This is a genomic window from Stenotrophomonas sp. PE591, from assembly GCF_018320795.1.
Taxonomy (GTDB): Bacteria; Pseudomonadota; Gammaproteobacteria; order Xanthomonadales; family Xanthomonadaceae; genus Stenotrophomonas; species Stenotrophomonas maltophilia.
Window position 1 is genome coordinate 381,766 of the sequence record NZ_JAAOKO010000002.1, and the last position, 15,228, is coordinate 396,993.

Below are 15,228 nucleotides of genomic sequence, written 5' to 3' on the forward strand. Positions count from 1 at the left end.
CACATGCGTTACGCGCTTGGCGTCGAATACGACGGCAGCGATTTCAGGGGCTGGCAGAACCTGGGCGAGGGCGGTCCCAGCGTGCAGGCCAGCCTTGAGCAGGCCCTGTCGTCGGTTGCCGATTCGCCGCTGCAGGTGGTCTGCGCCGGCCGCACCGATGCCGGCGTGCATGGCCAGTGCCAGGTCGTCCATTTCGATACCGACGTGGTGCGCGACCCGCGCGCCTGGATGCTGGGCACCACCACCCGCCTGCCGCGCTCGATCGCGGTGCGCTGGTGCGTGCCGGTGGCCGACGATTTCCACGCCCGCTTCTCGGCACGCGCGCGCCGCTACCGCTACCGCCTGCTCAACCGCGAGGTGCGGCCGGCGCTGGACCGGCAGACCCTCAGCTGGGAGCGCCGGGCGCTGGACGAGACGCTGATGCACGCCGCCGGCCAGGCCCTGATCGGCGAAAATGACTTCAGCGCGTTCCGCTCCGTGCAGTGCCAGGCGCTGCATGCGCGGCGTGAGCTGCAATCACTGCAGGTCAGCCGCCAGGGCGAAGTGATTGAAGTGGCCGTGCAGGGCAATGCATTCCTTCATCACATGGTCCGCAATATCGTCGGATCGTTGATCCTGGTGGGCAGCGGTGAAAAACCGGTGGAATGGATCGCCGAACTGCTGGCCGGGCGCGATCGCACCGTAGCCGGTCCCACCGCACCGCCGCAGGGCCTGGTGTTCCTTGGGCCCCTGTACCCCGACAACTGGCATCTGCCCGCCGAGGTCACGCTATGAGCCGCTCCTACTACCGCACGCGCATCAAGTTCTGTGGCATGACCCGTGCCGGCGATGTCCGCCTGGCCGGTGAGCTGGGCGTGGACGCAGTGGGTTTCATCTTTGCCCGCGAGAGCAGCCGCCGGGTTGCGCCTGCCGAAGCACGCGCGATGCGCCAGGCGATCGCGCCGATGGTCGATGTGGTGGCCCTGTTCCGCAACAACAGCAAGGAAGAGGTGCGCGAGGTGCTGCGCACGGTGCGGCCAACCCTGCTGCAGTTCCACGGCGAGGAAGACGAGAGCTTCTGCCGCAGCTTCAACATGCCCTACCTGAAGGCGATTGCCATGGGGGGCCGGGAAGAGGTCAATGCGCGCACGTTGCAGCTGCGTTACCCGAGCGCGGCGGGGTTCCTGTTCGACAGCCACGCTCCCGGCGGCGGCGGCGGTACCGGCGTGGCCTTCGACTGGGGCCGTATCCCGACCGGCCTGCACCGGCCGTTCCTGCTGGCCGGTGGGCTGAACCCGGAAAACGTCTACGACGCTGTGCTGGCCACGCTTCCCTGGGGCGTGGACGTGTCCAGCGGCATCGAACTGGAGCCGGGCATCAAGGACGGTTACAGGATGCGCACCTTCGTCGAGGAAGTGCGCCGCGCGGACTGCACGGTCCTGGAGTGATCCGCGCCCCCTGAGGGCGCACCCGGAACGTCATCGCCAACGGTGCATTCCGCCGGGTCTGTGTTCTTGCCTGTCGCGTGCCGTGCCATGAAGGCGGACGTCTACTGAATGCGGTGAGCATCCCGCTTTCGGGTAATTCAGGATCCAGCGCCAGGAAGTCGACACCCCCCGAGCATCTGATCGGACACAATGGGCCCGGCCTGACCTGGCTGGGTGCGATGCGGTGTGCGTGTCGCTGGCCGCACCCCTGAGATACGCCTTGGCTTTCGAACGAGGACGCAATGGATATGCCCCATCTCTCTTCCCGCCGTTTCCGCCTGGACCGCCTGACGATGATGCCCGGCCTGCTGCTTGCATTGGGCGCGTGTGCCGCCGGTGACTCGTCCGCCCCGACTGCATCGGCACCGGCCGCTGCCACACCGGCAGGCGCACCCGCCACAGCACCGGCCACGGTTCCGGCGGCAGCACCGGCTGCCGACGGCCTGGCGGCGCTGATCCAGGCCAGTGGCGTGAAATGCAGCAACGCCAGTACGAGCGGCGGCTGCACGGCCGGCGATGTGGACAGCGGTGATTTCTACGATGTCGAACTGTCGCCGGACTGTGGTGACCAGGGCTTCTTCGCGGGCGTAGCCGACGCCAAGGGTGTGGAGACGTTGAATGCGGTGCCATCCACCGGCAGCAAGGCCAGCGTGACCGCAAAGCTGTCGAAGGGGCAGCTGGTCTGCGTGCAGGGCATCGGGCGTACCGGACAGAATCCGCTGTTCTATTACGTCGTGGCGGTTCCCGCAGCAACGGTCGGCAAGTGCAAGGGCAACACGTTGTGCGAGACCTATGGCGACAGGCCGATCACTGGCCTGGCGAACACGGGGGGCGAGGCCTGCCATGTGGCGGCGCCGGGACGTTACGCCGGGAACTGCGCGCAGGGCTGGGTCAGTGCGGACGTGCTCGACGTGTTTTCCAACGGAATGTAATCACGGTATCGATGCGGCCGACAAGCTGCAGAGCATCACGGTGCAGGATGGCAAGGCGTTCGTGATGGGCACGACGTCGGGCTTCCGCACCGCCATCGATCTGGCTCAGGCGCCACCGCCGCTGGAGCAGACCAGTGCCAAGCTGCTGGCAGATCCGTCGCACCAGCAGCGGGTGCATGAGGAGCAGCAGCGGGTCGCGATGGGCGGTCGCTGAGGCTTGTGTTGCCGGCTTCGGGGCGAACGCCACCCGGAGCCTTGTCTCATCGCAGCTGTGCTGCTGCCCAGTCGGCCAGGGCGTCCACCCGTGCATCGGCCGGGCCATCCGGCCGCGCCAGCACCCAGAAGCCGCCGGTGGCGGTAAATCCCCACGGTGCGACCAGCCGGCCTGCGGCCAGGTCTTCGGCCACCAGCGGTTCCGGTGCGATCGCCGGGCCCAGCCCGGCCACCGCGGCTTCCAGCAGGTAGTACAGGTGCTCGAAGGCGGTGCCCAGCTGCAGCTTCGGCACGTCCAGATCGTGCGCCTGTGCCCATGCCGGCCATGCCTGCGGCCGTGAGCTGGTGTGCAGCAGCGTCTCCTGCAGCAGCGCCGACGGCGGTGCATGCCGCAGGCGCTGCGCGGCCGGATGCGATGGCGCCACCACCACGCCGACCCGTTCCGGCGCCAGCTCGCGCACCTGCCAGCCTCGTGGCCACGGGCCCTGCGCCAGCAGCAGCACGGCGTCCAGCGTCGCCTGCGCTTCGGTGAAACTGCCATCCAGTGCCGACCACTGCAGGCGCACGCCGGGCAGGGCAGCCTGCAATGCTGGCAGTCGTGGAATCATCCAGCGCGCCAGCACGCTGCCACTGCAGCCCAGTACCAGCGCCGGGGCTGCTGTCGGCCGCCGCAGTTCGCGCACGCAGTCTTCGATGCCGCTGAAGGCCTCGCTGCATGCTGCCTGCAGCCGCGTGCCCGCAGCGGTCAGGCGCAGGCCACGGCCGGCCCGCTGGAACAACGCCAGGCCAAGGTGATCCTCCAGCAGCTTCAACTGCCGGCTGACCGCGCCGTGGGTGACGTGCAGGTCCTGCGCGGCGCGCCCAACGCCGCCAAGGCGGGCCGTCGCTTCGAACGCGCGCAGCGCATTGAGGGGAGGCAGCAGGGAACGGCTCATGTGAGATTTCCTGACGATATGCGCCAGATAATATCCATTTTCCGGTCATGACCTGTGCGCTAGAGTATCCACCTGTCTGAACCACCGGTCGTATCCATGTCTGCCTCCCCCATTGCCGACTATCACGCCTTCCCGGATGCCCAGGGCCACTTCGGCCGCTACGGCGGCAGCTTCGTTGCCGAAACCCTGGTCGGTCCGCTGCAGGAATTGGCCCAGGCCTATGACCAGGCGCGCCAGGATCCCGCATTCCAGCTGGCCTATGACCGCGATCTGGCGCACTACGTGGGCCGGCCGAGCCCGATCTATCACGCCCAGCGCCTGAGCGATCACGTCGGTGGCGCGCAGATCCTGCTCAAGCGCGAGGACCTGAACCACACCGGCGCGCACAAGATCAACAACACCATCGGCCAGGCCTTGCTGGCCGCGCGGATGGGCAAGAAGCGCATCATTGCCGAGACCGGGGCCGGCCAGCATGGCGTGGCCAGTGCCACGGTTGCCGCGCGGCTGGGCCTGGAATGCGTGGTGTACATGGGCGCCACCGACATCGAGCGGCAGAAGATCAATGTTTACCGCATGAAGCTGCTGGGCGCGACGGTGGTGCCGGTCACTTCCGGCTCGGCCACCCTGAAGGACGCACTCAACGAAGCCATGCGCGACTGGGTGACCAACGTGCAGGACACCTTCTACATCATCGGCACCGTGGCCGGCCCGGATCCGTATCCGCGCATGGTCCGTGACTTCAATGCCATCGTCGGCCGTGAGGCGCGCGAGCAGATGCTGGCCGAGTACGGCCGCCTGCCCGATGCGATCACCGCCTGCGTGGGCGGCGGCAGCAATGCCATCGGCCTGTTCCATGCCTTCCTCAACGATCGCCAGGTCGAAATCGTCGGTGCCGAAGCCGCCGGTGATGGCATCAGCACCGGCCGCCACGCCGCGTCGATCGCTGCCGGTCGCCCCGGTGTGCTGCACGGCAACCGCACCTATGTGCTGTGCGACGACGACGGCCAGATCATCGAGACCCACTCGGTATCAGCCGGCCTGGACTATCCGGGCGTCGGCCCGGAGCACGCATTCCTGGCCGATACCGGTCGCGCACGCTACCTCGGCATCACCGACGAGGAAGCGCTGCAGGCCTTCCATCTGCTGGCGCATACCGAAGGCATCCTGCCGGCACTGGAGTCCAGCCATGCGTTGGCGCAGGCGATCAAGCTGGCGCGCGAGCGACCGCGTGACCAGATCGTGCTGTGCAATCTGTCCGGCCGTGGCGACAAGGACGTGCACACCATCGCTGCGCGCGAAGGGCTGGTGCTGTGAGCGCGCGGCTGCGGAACAGCGGCGTGCTGCTGCTGGCGCTTGGGCTGGCCGCGTGCCAGCCGCCGGAGCCACCGGTACTGGCGCCGGCCGCCAAGGCCACCACGCAGCCGGCGCAGCAGCCCGCCGCCAATGATGACCTCGACCCGATGGCGCGCACGCCGATCGACGATCCGCCGTCTGTGGACGATACCGACAGCGATGACGCACCAGCGGTGGCCTCGGTGGCGCTGGACCATGCCGGCGAGGTATTGATCGGGCAGCACATGACCGATCTGAAGGCCTTCGGGCCGTGGACGGCACAAGGGGCTGTCGAAGCCATCGGCGGTAGTTGCGAATACTACGACGGCAAGGGGCTGCCGCCCGGCGTGTCGATGATGACCGATGAAGATCGGGTGGTCCGTTTCGACCTCGGCCTGGATCCGGAAAGTGGGGCGCCGACCCAGCAGCCAGGTCCATTCGGCCTGCGCGTCGGCATGACCCGCGTCCAGGCGATTGCCCGGTTCCCGAAGCCGCCTGTGTCCAGCCCGCATGCCTACGATGGTGAGCAGGGCGAGTATCTCACCTGGCAGGACCCGGGCTCGGCCCTTGGCATCCGGGTGGAACTGTTTGAAGGGAAGGTCATCCAGATGTACTGGGGGACCAGTGATGCGATTGAACTGATTGAAGGATGTGCCTGAGATGCCTGTATCCCGACTCGATGCCTGTTTCCAGCGCCTGCGCGAGCAGCAGCGCAAGGCGCTGATTCCCTTCATCACTGCCGGTGATCCCTCGCTGGAGGCCACCGTGCCGGTCATGCACGCGCTGGTTGAGGCCGGTGCCGATGTGATCGAGCTGGGCGTGCCGTTCTCCGACCCGATGGCCGATGGCCCGACCATCCAGCGCAGCTCCGAGCGCGCGCTGGCACGGGGGGCTGGCAGCCGCTACGTCCTGCAGGCCGTGGCGCAGTTCCGCGAGCGCGACGCGCAGACCCCGGTGGTGCTGATGGGCTACCTCAACCCGGTGGAGATCCATGGCTACGCGGCCTTCGCCAAGGCCGCCGTCGACGCAGGCGTGGACGGCGTACTGCTGGTCGACCTGCCGCCGGAAGAAGCGGTTGAAGCGCAGCAGGCCTTCGATGCAGCCGGCCTGGCACTGGTCCTGCTGGCGTCGCCGACCACCAGCGAAGCGCGGGCCGACAAGCTGCTGGCGCTGGCCCGTGGCTACCTCTACTACGTCAGCTTTGCCGGTGTCACCGGCGCGTCCGAACGCCTGGACAGCGATGCCGCCAGTGCCCGCCTGCAGGCCCTGCGCGCGCGCGCTTCAGTGCCGGTGGTTGCTGGCTTCGGCATCAAGGACGCCGCCAGTGCGGCGGCGATGGCGCGCCAGGCCGATGGCGTGGTGGTCGGCAGTGCATTGGTGGCGGTGCTGGCCGAAGCGGGCTCGGCTGAAGAGGCCGCGCAGCGTGCTGGAGACTTCCTGGCCCCGCTGCGGCAGGCGCTGGACGCGTAACGGTCGTGCCGGCCGCTGGCCGGCATCTTCCTGACGGCCACATGCAAGTGCTGCCGGCCAGCGGCCGGCACTACCCATGGGTCTGCACGTAGGGGCTGCCGGCCAGCGGCCGGCACTACCCATGGGTCTGCACGTAGGGGCTGCCGGCCAGCGGCCGGCATGACCCAGCACCTAAACGTACGTCCCAGCATGGTTTTTTCCGGCGGCTCCGTGGCCGGCAAGGGGTGCACGGGCAGGGAAAGCGGAGCTAGACTGTCCGCCTTTGCGGCCCTCGGGCCGCCCTGAACGGAAGTGTCCTCCCGCATGAGTTGGCTCAGCAAGTTGATGCCGTCCGGCATCCGCACCGACAACACCCCCAGCAAGAAGCGCAGTGTCCCCGAGGGCCTGTGGGAAAAGTGCAGCAACTGCGGCAGCGCGTTGTACCGTCCGGAACTGGAAGAGAACCTGGAGGTCTGCCCGAAGTGCGGCCACCACATGGCGATTCGCGCGCGTGCGCGCCTGGCCGCCCTGTTCGACGCCGACAGCACCACCGAGATCGGTGCGCGCCTGGGCCCGACCGACCTGCTCAAGTTCAAGGACCAGAAGAAGTACAGCGAGCGCATCAAGATCGCGCAGAAGAACACGGGTGAGTACGACGCGCTGATCGCCATGCGCGGTCTGCTCAAGGGCCGTGCACTGGTGGCCTCGTCGTTCGACTTCGCCTTCATGGGCGGCTCGATGGGCTCGGTGGTGGGTGAGCGTTTCGCGCTGGCCGCCGAAACCGCAGTCGAGATCGGTGCCCCCTACGTGTGCTTCTCGCAGAGTGGCGGCGCGCGCATGCAGGAAGGCCTGTTCTCGCTGATGCAGATGGCCAAGACCTCGGCCGCACTGGGCAAGCTGCGTGAAGCGGGCCTGCCGTACATCTCGGTGCTGACCCACCCGACCACCGGTGGCGTGTCGGCCTCGTTCGCGATGCTGGGCGACATCAACATCGCCGAGCCGCAGGCGCTGATCGGCTTCGCCGGCCCGCGCGTGATCGAGCAGACCGTGCGCGAGAAGCTGCCGGAAGGCTTCCAGCGTTCGGAGTTCCTGCTGGAGCACGGTGCCATCGACCAGATCTGTGACCGTCGCGAGATGCGCGACCGCCTGTCCGATCTGCTGGCGATGCTGGGTCGTCAGCCGGCGCCGGAGGTGGCTTGATGGGTGGCCGCAAGTACTTCGGTACTGACGGCATCCGTGGGCGGGTCGGCCAGGGCGTGATCTCGGCCGACTTCGTGCTGCGCCTGGGCAACGCCCTGGGCCGTGTCCTGGTCGCCCAGCGCGGCCAGGACGGGCGCCGGCCGATCGTGGTGATCGGCAAGGACACCCGCATTTCCGGCTACATGTTCGAAGCGGCGCTGGAGGCCGGCCTGGTCGCTGCCGGCGCCGACGTACAGCTGCTGGGGCCGATGCCGACCCCGGCGGTGGCGTTCCTGACCCGCACGCTGGGCGTGGACGCCGGCATCGTCATCAGCGCTTCGCACAACCCGCATTACGACAACGGCATCAAGTTCTTCTCCGCCCAGGGCGAGAAGCTCGACGACGCCACCGAACTGGCCCTGGAAGCGGCGCTGGACGTTCCGTTCACCACCGCCGAATCGGAGAAGCTGGGCAAGGCTTCGCGCGCGCGCGAAGCGGTCGGCCGCTACATCGAGTTCTGCAAGGCCAGCGTGCCGCGCGCGTTCGACCTGCGTGGCGTGCGCCTGGTGCTGGATTGCGCGCACGGTGCCACCTACCAGATCGCACCGCTGCTGTTCCGCGAACTGGGTGCCGAAGTGATCGGCATCGGCGCCGAGCCCAATGGCGTCAACATCAACGCAGGCGTGGGCTCCACCCATATCGACAACCTGGCGGCCAAGGTCCGCGAGACCCGCGCAGATCTCGGCATCGCCTTCGATGGTGATGGCGACCGTGTGCTGATGGCCGACGACCAGGGCAACCCGGTCGACGGCGATGACCTGCTGTACATCCTGGCCCGCGCCTGGAAGGACGAAGGCCGCCTGCGCGGCCCGGTGGTCGGCACGCTGATGAGCAACTACGGCGTGGAGAAAGCTTTCGCCGATCTGCAGATCCCGTTCGTGCGCAGCAACGTTGGTGATCGATACGTGCACCAGGCGCTGGTCGAAGGCGGGGGCGTGCTTGGCGGTGAGGCCTCGGGCCACCTGCTGTGCCTGGACCGGGCGACCACCGGCGACGGTATTGTCAGTGCCCTGCAGGTACTGGTGGCACTGCGCAACGGCGGCCAGACCCTGCGCCAGGCGCTGAAGGGTTTGGAGCGGGTGCCGCAGAAAACGGTCAACGTGCGGTTGGGCAATGTCTCGGCCAAGGCCACGGTGCAGGCCGCCAGTGTGCAGGCCGCGCTGGCGGCCGCGCAGCAGTCGGTGGCCGGCCGCGGTCGCGCGTTCCTGCGCCCGTCGGGTACCGAGCCGGTGGTGCGGGTTACCGTCGAAGCCGATGACGCCACGCTGATGCAGGAGACACTCGATCGCTTGTCCGCTGCGGTGCGCGAAGCCGCTGCCTGAGCAGCGTAGCAATCCCGCGTGTTGCACCCGACATGGCCGCGTATGCGGCCATGTTTTTTTTCTGGGAGGGGGACTCAACCGTGCGCGACCCGCGATCGCGTTCAGCTGCGGCTGCGCACCTTGTGACGCGTCGTGTACGGGCGTTTCCGACCGCTGGGTCCTGCCCGCATCAGCGCGCGGGCAGGTGCTGTGGCATTGCACCTTGTGCGGTGCGTGACATCGCCCGCTGCCACTTCCAGGTGTCCCGGCACATGTCGGTGAGATCGTGACGCGCCTTCCAGCCCAGCTCGCGCAGCGCCAGCGAGGCATCGGCGAAGCTGACCGCGATGTCGCCATCGCGCCGCGGTACGATGCGGAACGGAACCCGCACGCCGGTGGTGAGTTCGAAGGCCTGGATCAGTTCCAGCACGCTGTGGCCCTGGCCGGTGCCAAGGTTGAGGGTGATGCTGCGCCGCTGGTCGCGAAGGAACTGCAGGGCCAGCACGTGGGCGCTGGCGACGTCCTGCACATGGATGTAGTCGCGCACGCCGGTACCATCATGGGTCGGATAGTCGTCCCCGAAGACCTGGACCTCCGGCAGCAGCCCGGCGGCGACCTGCGCGATGTAGGGCATCAGGTTGCTCGGCGTGCCATGCGGAAGCTCGCCGATCAGCGCGCTGGCGTGGGCGCCGACCGGGTTGAAGTAGCGCAGCGTCGCGATATGCAGGTCCTGGCCCGTTGCCGCCAGGTCGGCAAGCAGCTGCTCGACCACCAGCTTGGTGCGCCCATAGGGCGTCATCGCACAGGTTGAAGCGGTCTCGGCCACCGGGCAGTGGTCCTGGTTGCCGTACACCGTTGCCGAAGAGCTGAAGACCAGCAACTGCACGCCTGCATCCTGCATGGCACCGAGCAGGGCAATCGAACCACTGATGTTGCTGTCGAAGTACTGCAGTGGAATCTTCTGGGATTCGCCCACGGACTTGAGCGCTGCGAAGTGCAGTACGGCATCGATCGCGTGCTCCTGCATCAAGGCGGCCATGCGCGGCCGGTCCCGGATGTCAGCCTGCACGAACACCGGTGCCGTGCCGGTGATCCGTCCGATGCGCTCGGCCACGCTGGCGTCGCTGTTGCACAGCGAGTCCACGATGACCACGCCGTGCCCCTGCTGCTGCAGCTCCACGCATGCATGCGAGCCGATGTAGCCAGCACCGCCGGTCACCAGTACGTTCATTGCCTTCACTGTTCCTTTGAGTCCATTCGAAAAACGGGTGCTGCCGCGATCAAGATGAACGTGGCCTCCTACGGGCCAGGCACCATCTTCTTCTGCCGCGCCTTGAAGCCGTTGAAGATCGGCGCGATCAACGGGTTGTAGCTCCATGCGATGCGCTTGCGCAGCCAGCTGGCCGGCCGGTTGCGGATCGCGAAGCGATAGATCCGCTCCGGATCGCCGCCAATCACGTTGCGGCCGAAGGGATGGGTGGTGTGCAGGTAGCGGAAGCCCTGTTCGCGTGCCACTTCGATGTAGTCATCGTCGAAGTCACCATAGGGCCAGCACAGCGTATCGGAGACTTCGCCGAGCTTCTCCAGCAGCGTCTGCTTCGCCATGGCCAGGTCGCCGCTGATGCCTTCGCGGCGCTGCGCACGGTCCAGGTCATCGCGCTTGAGCCAACGGGTGTGGCTGTGGGTATGGCAGTGGACCTCGAACGTGCCGGCTTCGATTGCCGCACGCGCTTCGCTCCAGCGCATCATCACTTCGTCGCTGCGGCCCTGCTTGTAGATCAGGTCCTCGCAGGCGCGATGTTCCGGCGTGGCCGGCAGCTCGGCGCCTTCGATGCCTGCATGCGGGCGGATCGGACCTTCGTGCATCCAGCCGGTGACCACGAACACCACCGCATGCATGCCGTATTTCTGCAGGATCGGATGGGCGTAGACCCAGTTGTCCAGGTAGCCGTCGTCGAACGTGATCACGATCGATTTGCGCGGCACCGGCTTCCCGGCGAGAAAGCCGGCGTACTGGTCCAGCGTCAGCGAGGTCCAGCCGGTCCGTGCGAGCCAGGCGATCTGGCTCTCGAAGTTCTCCGGGGATACGGTGATCATTCCCGGCGAGTTGCTGACATGGTGGTGCATCAGCACCGGTACGGTTCTGGCGTTAGCCATGACCCAGCTCCTTCAACCATTGGAGGTAGTAGTTTTCAGTGGCCTCTCCGTGGCCGGCCGCGCTGAACTGCTTGGCGCTGCGGATCCAGTCCCAACCGGCGCGGCCCATCTGCCGGCGACGTTCCTGATCATCCACCAGCAGCCGCAACGCACCAGTGAGGGCGGCGTCATCACCCAGCCGGGTGAGGATGGCATTGCTGCCTTCCACCAGCATTTCAGGCACGCCGCCAACGCGATGCGAGACGATCGGCAGTGCCGCCTGCGCCGCCTCGAGGAACACGGTCCCCGAGGCTTCCTTGTGGGTGGCCAGGGCGAAGATGTCGAAACCGGCCATCAGCCGGTGTGCGTCGCTGCGGAAGCCGAGCAGGTGCACCTGGCGCTCCAGCCCGAGTTCGCTGCGCAGGGCCTGCAGGCGGCCCATGACCGGCTCGCCGTCGCCGACCACGGCCAGGTGCAGGTCGGGATTGGTCTTGCATAGTGGCGCCATGGCGCGCAGCAGCTCGGCATGGCCCTTGGGCTCGCGCAGCACGGCCACGCAGCCGACCACGATGTCGCGCTCGGCGAAACCGAGTTCGGCGCGGACCTGTGCGCGGGTGGCCTGCAGGTTCTCCCAGGGATCGCCCTGCTCGGTCATGCCCCAGCGCGGCGGCGTCGCCATGGGGGGCACGATGCCGATGTGCTCGGCGGCAATGCCGCGGTCGACCAGCAGCCGCTTGACGAAATCGCTGACGGTGATGATCCGGTGCGGAAGACCGGTATAGGTCAGCAACGAATTGACCGGACTCATCAGGTGGCGCGAGCGCACCACCAGTGGCGTGCCGCCCAGGCGTGCGCCGGCCGCGGCGATCAGTGCGTCGCGGCGGCTGGTGGTGTTGACCACGTCGTAGCGCTCGCGGCGTACCAGGCGTGACACCGACCAGATGCCACGCAGCAGCCGTGCCAGGCCGCCCATGCGCAGGGTATGCACGGTGAAGCCATCGTCGCGCGCGAGCTGGGCCAGGCGGGCATCGGGCTGGCACAGCAGCGACACCTGGTGCCCACGCGCACGCATCACCTGCATGTGGCGGAAGATGTAGATCTCCTGGCCGCCCATTCCCCGGGCAGCTTCGGTATGCAGGATCCGCAGCGAGCGTTTCATGGAATCCATCCTCTGTGGTCAGCGGTTGCGGAAGCGGGTCAGCGCTTCCCATGCGGTACGGACGGCGCCGGCATCCGGGGGCTGGCGCGGCAGCGGGCGGTAATGCAGGTCAAGCGCCGTCGCATTGCCGAACTTGTCGAACACGTAGATGCCATTGCCATGGCGGACGGCGCGTTGTGACCAGCTTTCCACCACCAGTGCGCGCTCGCCTGCGGGTTCGGCCAGCAGATCCTGGCCGGTGCTGAAGTCGCTCAGTGCGTTCTCGCAGCCCAGGGCGTGGCGCATCAACGTCGGCACCCAGTCCTCATGTGAACTGGTGCGTGTCTCATGGCCGCTGGCCTGGCCGGGCCAGTGCAGCACGAACGGCACCTGCAGCTGGTAGTCGGAGAAGTTGCCGTTGTGGCCCCAGTAGTTCAGCTTCAGGTCGTTGAACTCCTCGGCGTGGTCGCCGGTGACCAGGACGATGGTGTTCTGATCCAGGCCCTGCGCGCGCAGATCGTCCAGCAGGGTGCCGACGAGGCTGTCGGCGTAATGCACGGCGGTCCGGTAACGGTTCAGTTCCGGGGCCGGGTCGTGGTCCGGACCGAACCTGAGGAAGTCGATTTCCTGCGCCATCGGGGTCGCCAGCGGCGGGTAGCCTGCGGGCATGTGGTAGGGCGCATGGGTGGAATCGAGGAAGACGAAGCCGAACCACGGCGTGTGCGCTGCCTGGCTTGCACGGATGTCCTTCTGAAGCGAGGCCACGATGCTGCTGTCACGGCCTTCCGAACCCAGGCCGGGCGGGCCCTGGTGCAGCTGGTCGCGGACGTCCGCAAATGCAGTGCGGTCGAATTCCGGGCTGTACATCGGCGCGCTGCCGTACAGATGCAGGTCGTACCCCTGCTGGCCCAGCACCTTGAACAGCTGCGAGCCGCGCTGTTCGTCAAGCATGCTTTGCCAGTAGCCGCCCGGCAGGCCGTAGAGCAGGCCGAACAGGCCATAGCGGGTGGCGTTGCCCGTGCTGAAATGGCGGTCGTAGACACGAGCGGAGGCCGCCAGTGCCGAAGTGTTCGGCATGATCTGCGGAGTAAGCGCATCGTGGCGCAGCGATTCCAGCACGACCATCAGTACATTGGGCCGCTGTGGGCTCTGGCAGCGCAGTGGCTGCAGCGGATACAGCAGCTGCGCATGGCGAGGATCGGGCAGGCCGACCTGCTGTTCACTGACCACGCCCAGCCTGCGCATGAAGCTCTTGGCGGTGATCGGCTGGGCCCAGGGCAGGTAGTTCCACTGGGCAATCACGTCACGGTCGCCGCGTGCGTCGTAGTAGGCGGTGGCCACCTGGCCGCTCGCCATCAGCAGGGCGACCACCGCCCAGGCCTGCAGCACCCTGCGCCGGCGGGGCGCGGCCGGCAGCAGCTTCCAGCACGCCCAGGCCAGGATGCTCTCGGCGGTGAAAATGGCCGCCACCAGCAGGCCGACCTGTACCCAGGTCTTCCACGACAACGCAACCTGGTCCTGCAGGGCGCCGCCGAACACCATGTTCAGGACCATGGCATTGAGGTGGAAGCGGTACAGGGTGAACACCTTGGCGTCGACCAGCAGCAGGCACAACCACAAGCCCTGCAGCAGTACCGCACTGATGCTCAGCGTGCGCGCGCTGCGCGGCCACAGGCCCAGGAGCAGTGGCAGCGCGCCGGCCAGCGCACCGAAGGCGAGCAGGTGCCCGGGCAGGGCAATCGCGAGATAGGCCAGGCCCTGGCGGCCGCCCGGGTTGTCGTACAGCGGCACGTTGCCGAGGGTGATCATCGTCGCCAGCAGCGCATTGCCCAGAACGAACAGGGACCACCACGCAAGCCGGCGCCAGCGAAGGGCAGGGCCCGCAGAGGGAAGGGCGATGGCGGCTGGGGCGTCGGGCATGGTGCGTCGGGTCGGGGAGGCGCGGTCGGGGCTTGCGCTGCCAACGTGATGGATTCGTTAAATTGTGCGCAGGTCGCGCATTGTATCGATTTGTTTCCGAGGATCGAGTAGCGTCCGCCGGGTGATCTGTCACAATGTTCAGGCGGGCCATGAATGCGCAGGCCCCCCAGACCCAATGACAAGCCAGGAATTGCTGTGAGCCAGATCCCCACCCTCGACATCACCCGTTTCGACAGCGACCGCGAGGCCTTCGTGGCCGAGCTGGGCGCGGCCTACCGCCAATGGGGATTCGCGGGCATCCGCAACCACGGCATTCCGCAGGCCGACATCGACGCGGCCTACGATGCCTTCAAGGCCTTCTTCGCCCTGCCGGAAGAGGTCAAGCGCAAGTACCACGTGGCCGGCAGCGGCGGCGCCCGCGGCTATACTCCCTTCGGCGTGGAAACCGCCAAGGGCTCCAAGCACTTCGACCTGAAGGAGTTCTGGCACATCGGTCGTGAAATCGCCGACGACTCCAAGTACCGCGACGTGATGGCGCCGAACCTGTGGCCGACCGAGGTCGAGGGCTTCCGTGAGCGCGGCTACGGCCTGTACCAGGCGCTGGACAACCTGGGTTCGCGCGTGCTGTCCGCGCTGGCCCTGCACATCGGCCTGCCGGAAGACTTCTTCGCCGACAAGACCAACTTCGGCAACTCGATCCTGCGCCCGATCCACTACCCGCCGATCACCACCGACGACATCCCGAACGTGCGTGCCGGCGCGCATGGCGACATCAACTTCATCACCCTGCTGGTCGGCGCCAGCGCCGCGGGCCTGGAGGTGCAGTCGCATGAGGGCGAGTGGGTGCCGTTCACCTCGGACGCGGACACCATCGTGGTCAACATCGGCGACATGCTGCAGCGCCTGACCAACCATGTGTACCCGTCGACGATCCATCGCGTGGTCAACCCCCCGGGCGAGCTGGCCCGCCAGCCGCGCTACTCGGTGCCGTTCTTCCTGCACCCGAACCCGGATTTCCTGATCGACGTGCTGCCCTCGTGCATCACCCCGGAGAACCCGAGCCGGTACCCGGAGCCGATCACCGCCCACGGCTTCCTCGAGGAGCGCCTGCGCGAGATCAAGCTGAAGTAAAGAAAAGTGAGGCCGCCGAAAGGCGGCCTTTGTCTT

At 67.3% G+C, this 15,228-nt stretch carries 14 protein-coding genes and 1 pseudogene; 10 read left to right on the forward strand and 5 right to left on the reverse strand.

Annotated elements, in window-relative coordinates; translation table 11 throughout:
• Positions 1-3: 3 nt before the first annotated feature.
• From truA to JLDANKMP_RS06975, 4 genes and pseudogenes are all read left to right on the forward strand, one after another.
• On the forward strand, positions 4-774 hold the full coding sequence (gene truA, locus JLDANKMP_RS06960) for a tRNA pseudouridine(38-40) synthase TruA (protein WP_005410481.1): 771 nt from the start codon (positions 4-6) through the stop codon (positions 772-774).
• Entirely contained in the window at positions 771-1,427 is a 657-nt protein-coding gene (locus JLDANKMP_RS06965) for a phosphoribosylanthranilate isomerase (RefSeq protein WP_005410480.1), read from the forward strand. Before truA ends, JLDANKMP_RS06965 begins: the two co-directional genes overlap by 4 nt.
• 281 nt (positions 1,428-1,708) lie before the next feature.
• Complete coding sequence (locus JLDANKMP_RS06970; RefSeq protein ID WP_212560800.1) at positions 1,709-2,398, forward strand: hypothetical protein; 690 nt, start codon at positions 1,709-1,711, stop codon at positions 2,396-2,398.
• A gap of 1 nt (position 2,399) precedes the next feature.
• Positions 2,400-2,612, forward strand: a pseudogene (locus JLDANKMP_RS06975) (peptidoglycan-binding protein); the annotation flags it as partial.
• 46 nt (positions 2,613-2,658) lie between these two features.
• On the opposite strand, the gene JLDANKMP_RS06980 reads toward JLDANKMP_RS06975, so the two are convergent.
• Positions 2,659-3,546: a LysR family transcriptional regulator gene (locus JLDANKMP_RS06980; RefSeq protein WP_212560801.1), complete on the reverse strand. Its 888-nt coding sequence runs from the start codon at positions 3,544-3,546 to the stop codon at positions 2,659-2,661.
• A gap of 96 nt (positions 3,547-3,642) precedes the next feature.
• Here JLDANKMP_RS06980 and trpB point away from each other — a divergent pair, with 96 nt between their 5' ends.
• The 5 genes from trpB to glmM all read left to right on the forward strand — a co-directional run bounded on the left by trpB (position 3,643) and on the right by glmM (position 8,888).
• The gene (gene trpB / locus JLDANKMP_RS06985; RefSeq protein WP_088435905.1) at positions 3,643-4,860 is read left to right on the forward strand and encodes a tryptophan synthase subunit beta; all 1,218 of its coding nucleotides are present in this window, start codon (positions 3,643-3,645) and stop codon (positions 4,858-4,860) included.
• Positions 4,857-5,537, forward strand: a complete 681-nt coding sequence (locus tag JLDANKMP_RS06990) for a hypothetical protein (protein ID WP_212560802.1) — start codon at positions 4,857-4,859, stop codon at positions 5,535-5,537. The genes trpB and JLDANKMP_RS06990 overlap by 4 nt, the downstream gene beginning before the upstream one ends.
• A gap of 1 nt (position 5,538) precedes the next feature.
• Entirely contained in the window at positions 5,539-6,348 is an 810-nt protein-coding gene (trpA, locus tag JLDANKMP_RS06995) for a tryptophan synthase subunit alpha (RefSeq protein ID WP_012480887.1), read from the forward strand.
• Between the two features lie 303 nt (positions 6,349-6,651).
• Positions 6,652-7,527 (forward strand): acetyl-CoA carboxylase, carboxyltransferase subunit beta, encoded by an 876-nt coding sequence (accD, locus tag JLDANKMP_RS07000; RefSeq protein WP_005410473.1) that lies wholly within the window; start codon positions 6,652-6,654, stop codon positions 7,525-7,527.
• Entirely contained in the window at positions 7,527-8,888 is a 1,362-nt protein-coding gene (glmM, locus tag JLDANKMP_RS07005; RefSeq protein WP_049397008.1) for a phosphoglucosamine mutase, read from the forward strand. The genes accD and glmM overlap by 1 nt, the downstream gene beginning before the upstream one ends.
• 169 nt (positions 8,889-9,057) lie before the next feature.
• Here glmM and galE read toward each other — a convergent pair whose 3' ends face one another.
• The 4 genes from galE to JLDANKMP_RS07025 all read right to left on the reverse strand — a co-directional run bounded on the left by galE (position 9,058) and on the right by JLDANKMP_RS07025 (position 14,061).
• A complete protein-coding gene (gene galE, locus JLDANKMP_RS07010; protein WP_212560803.1) occupies positions 9,058-10,098 on the reverse strand; it encodes a UDP-glucose 4-epimerase GalE in 1,041 nt (346 codons plus the stop codon).
• A gap of 68 nt (positions 10,099-10,166) precedes the next feature.
• Positions 10,167-11,024 carry a polysaccharide deacetylase family protein gene (locus JLDANKMP_RS07015; RefSeq protein ID WP_005410470.1) on the reverse strand — a complete coding sequence of 286 codons (858 nt, stop codon included), beginning with the start codon at positions 11,022-11,024 and terminating at the stop codon, positions 10,167-10,169.
• Complete coding sequence (locus tag JLDANKMP_RS07020) at positions 11,017-12,162, reverse strand: glycosyltransferase family 4 protein (protein WP_005410469.1); 1,146 nt, start codon at positions 12,160-12,162, stop codon at positions 11,017-11,019. The genes JLDANKMP_RS07015 and JLDANKMP_RS07020 overlap by 8 nt, the downstream gene beginning before the upstream one ends.
• 18 nt (positions 12,163-12,180) lie before the next feature.
• The gene (locus JLDANKMP_RS07025) at positions 12,181-14,061 is read right to left on the reverse strand and encodes a DUF3413 domain-containing protein (RefSeq protein WP_212560804.1); all 1,881 of its coding nucleotides are present in this window, start codon (positions 14,059-14,061) and stop codon (positions 12,181-12,183) included.
• Between the two features lie 153 nt (positions 14,062-14,214).
• On the opposite strand from JLDANKMP_RS07025, the gene JLDANKMP_RS07030 reads away from it, so the two are divergent.
• Positions 14,215-15,192 (forward strand): 2-oxoglutarate and iron-dependent oxygenase domain-containing protein, encoded by a 978-nt coding sequence (locus JLDANKMP_RS07030; protein WP_005410467.1) that lies wholly within the window; start codon positions 14,215-14,217, stop codon positions 15,190-15,192.
• Positions 15,193-15,228 lie beyond the last annotated feature (36 nt).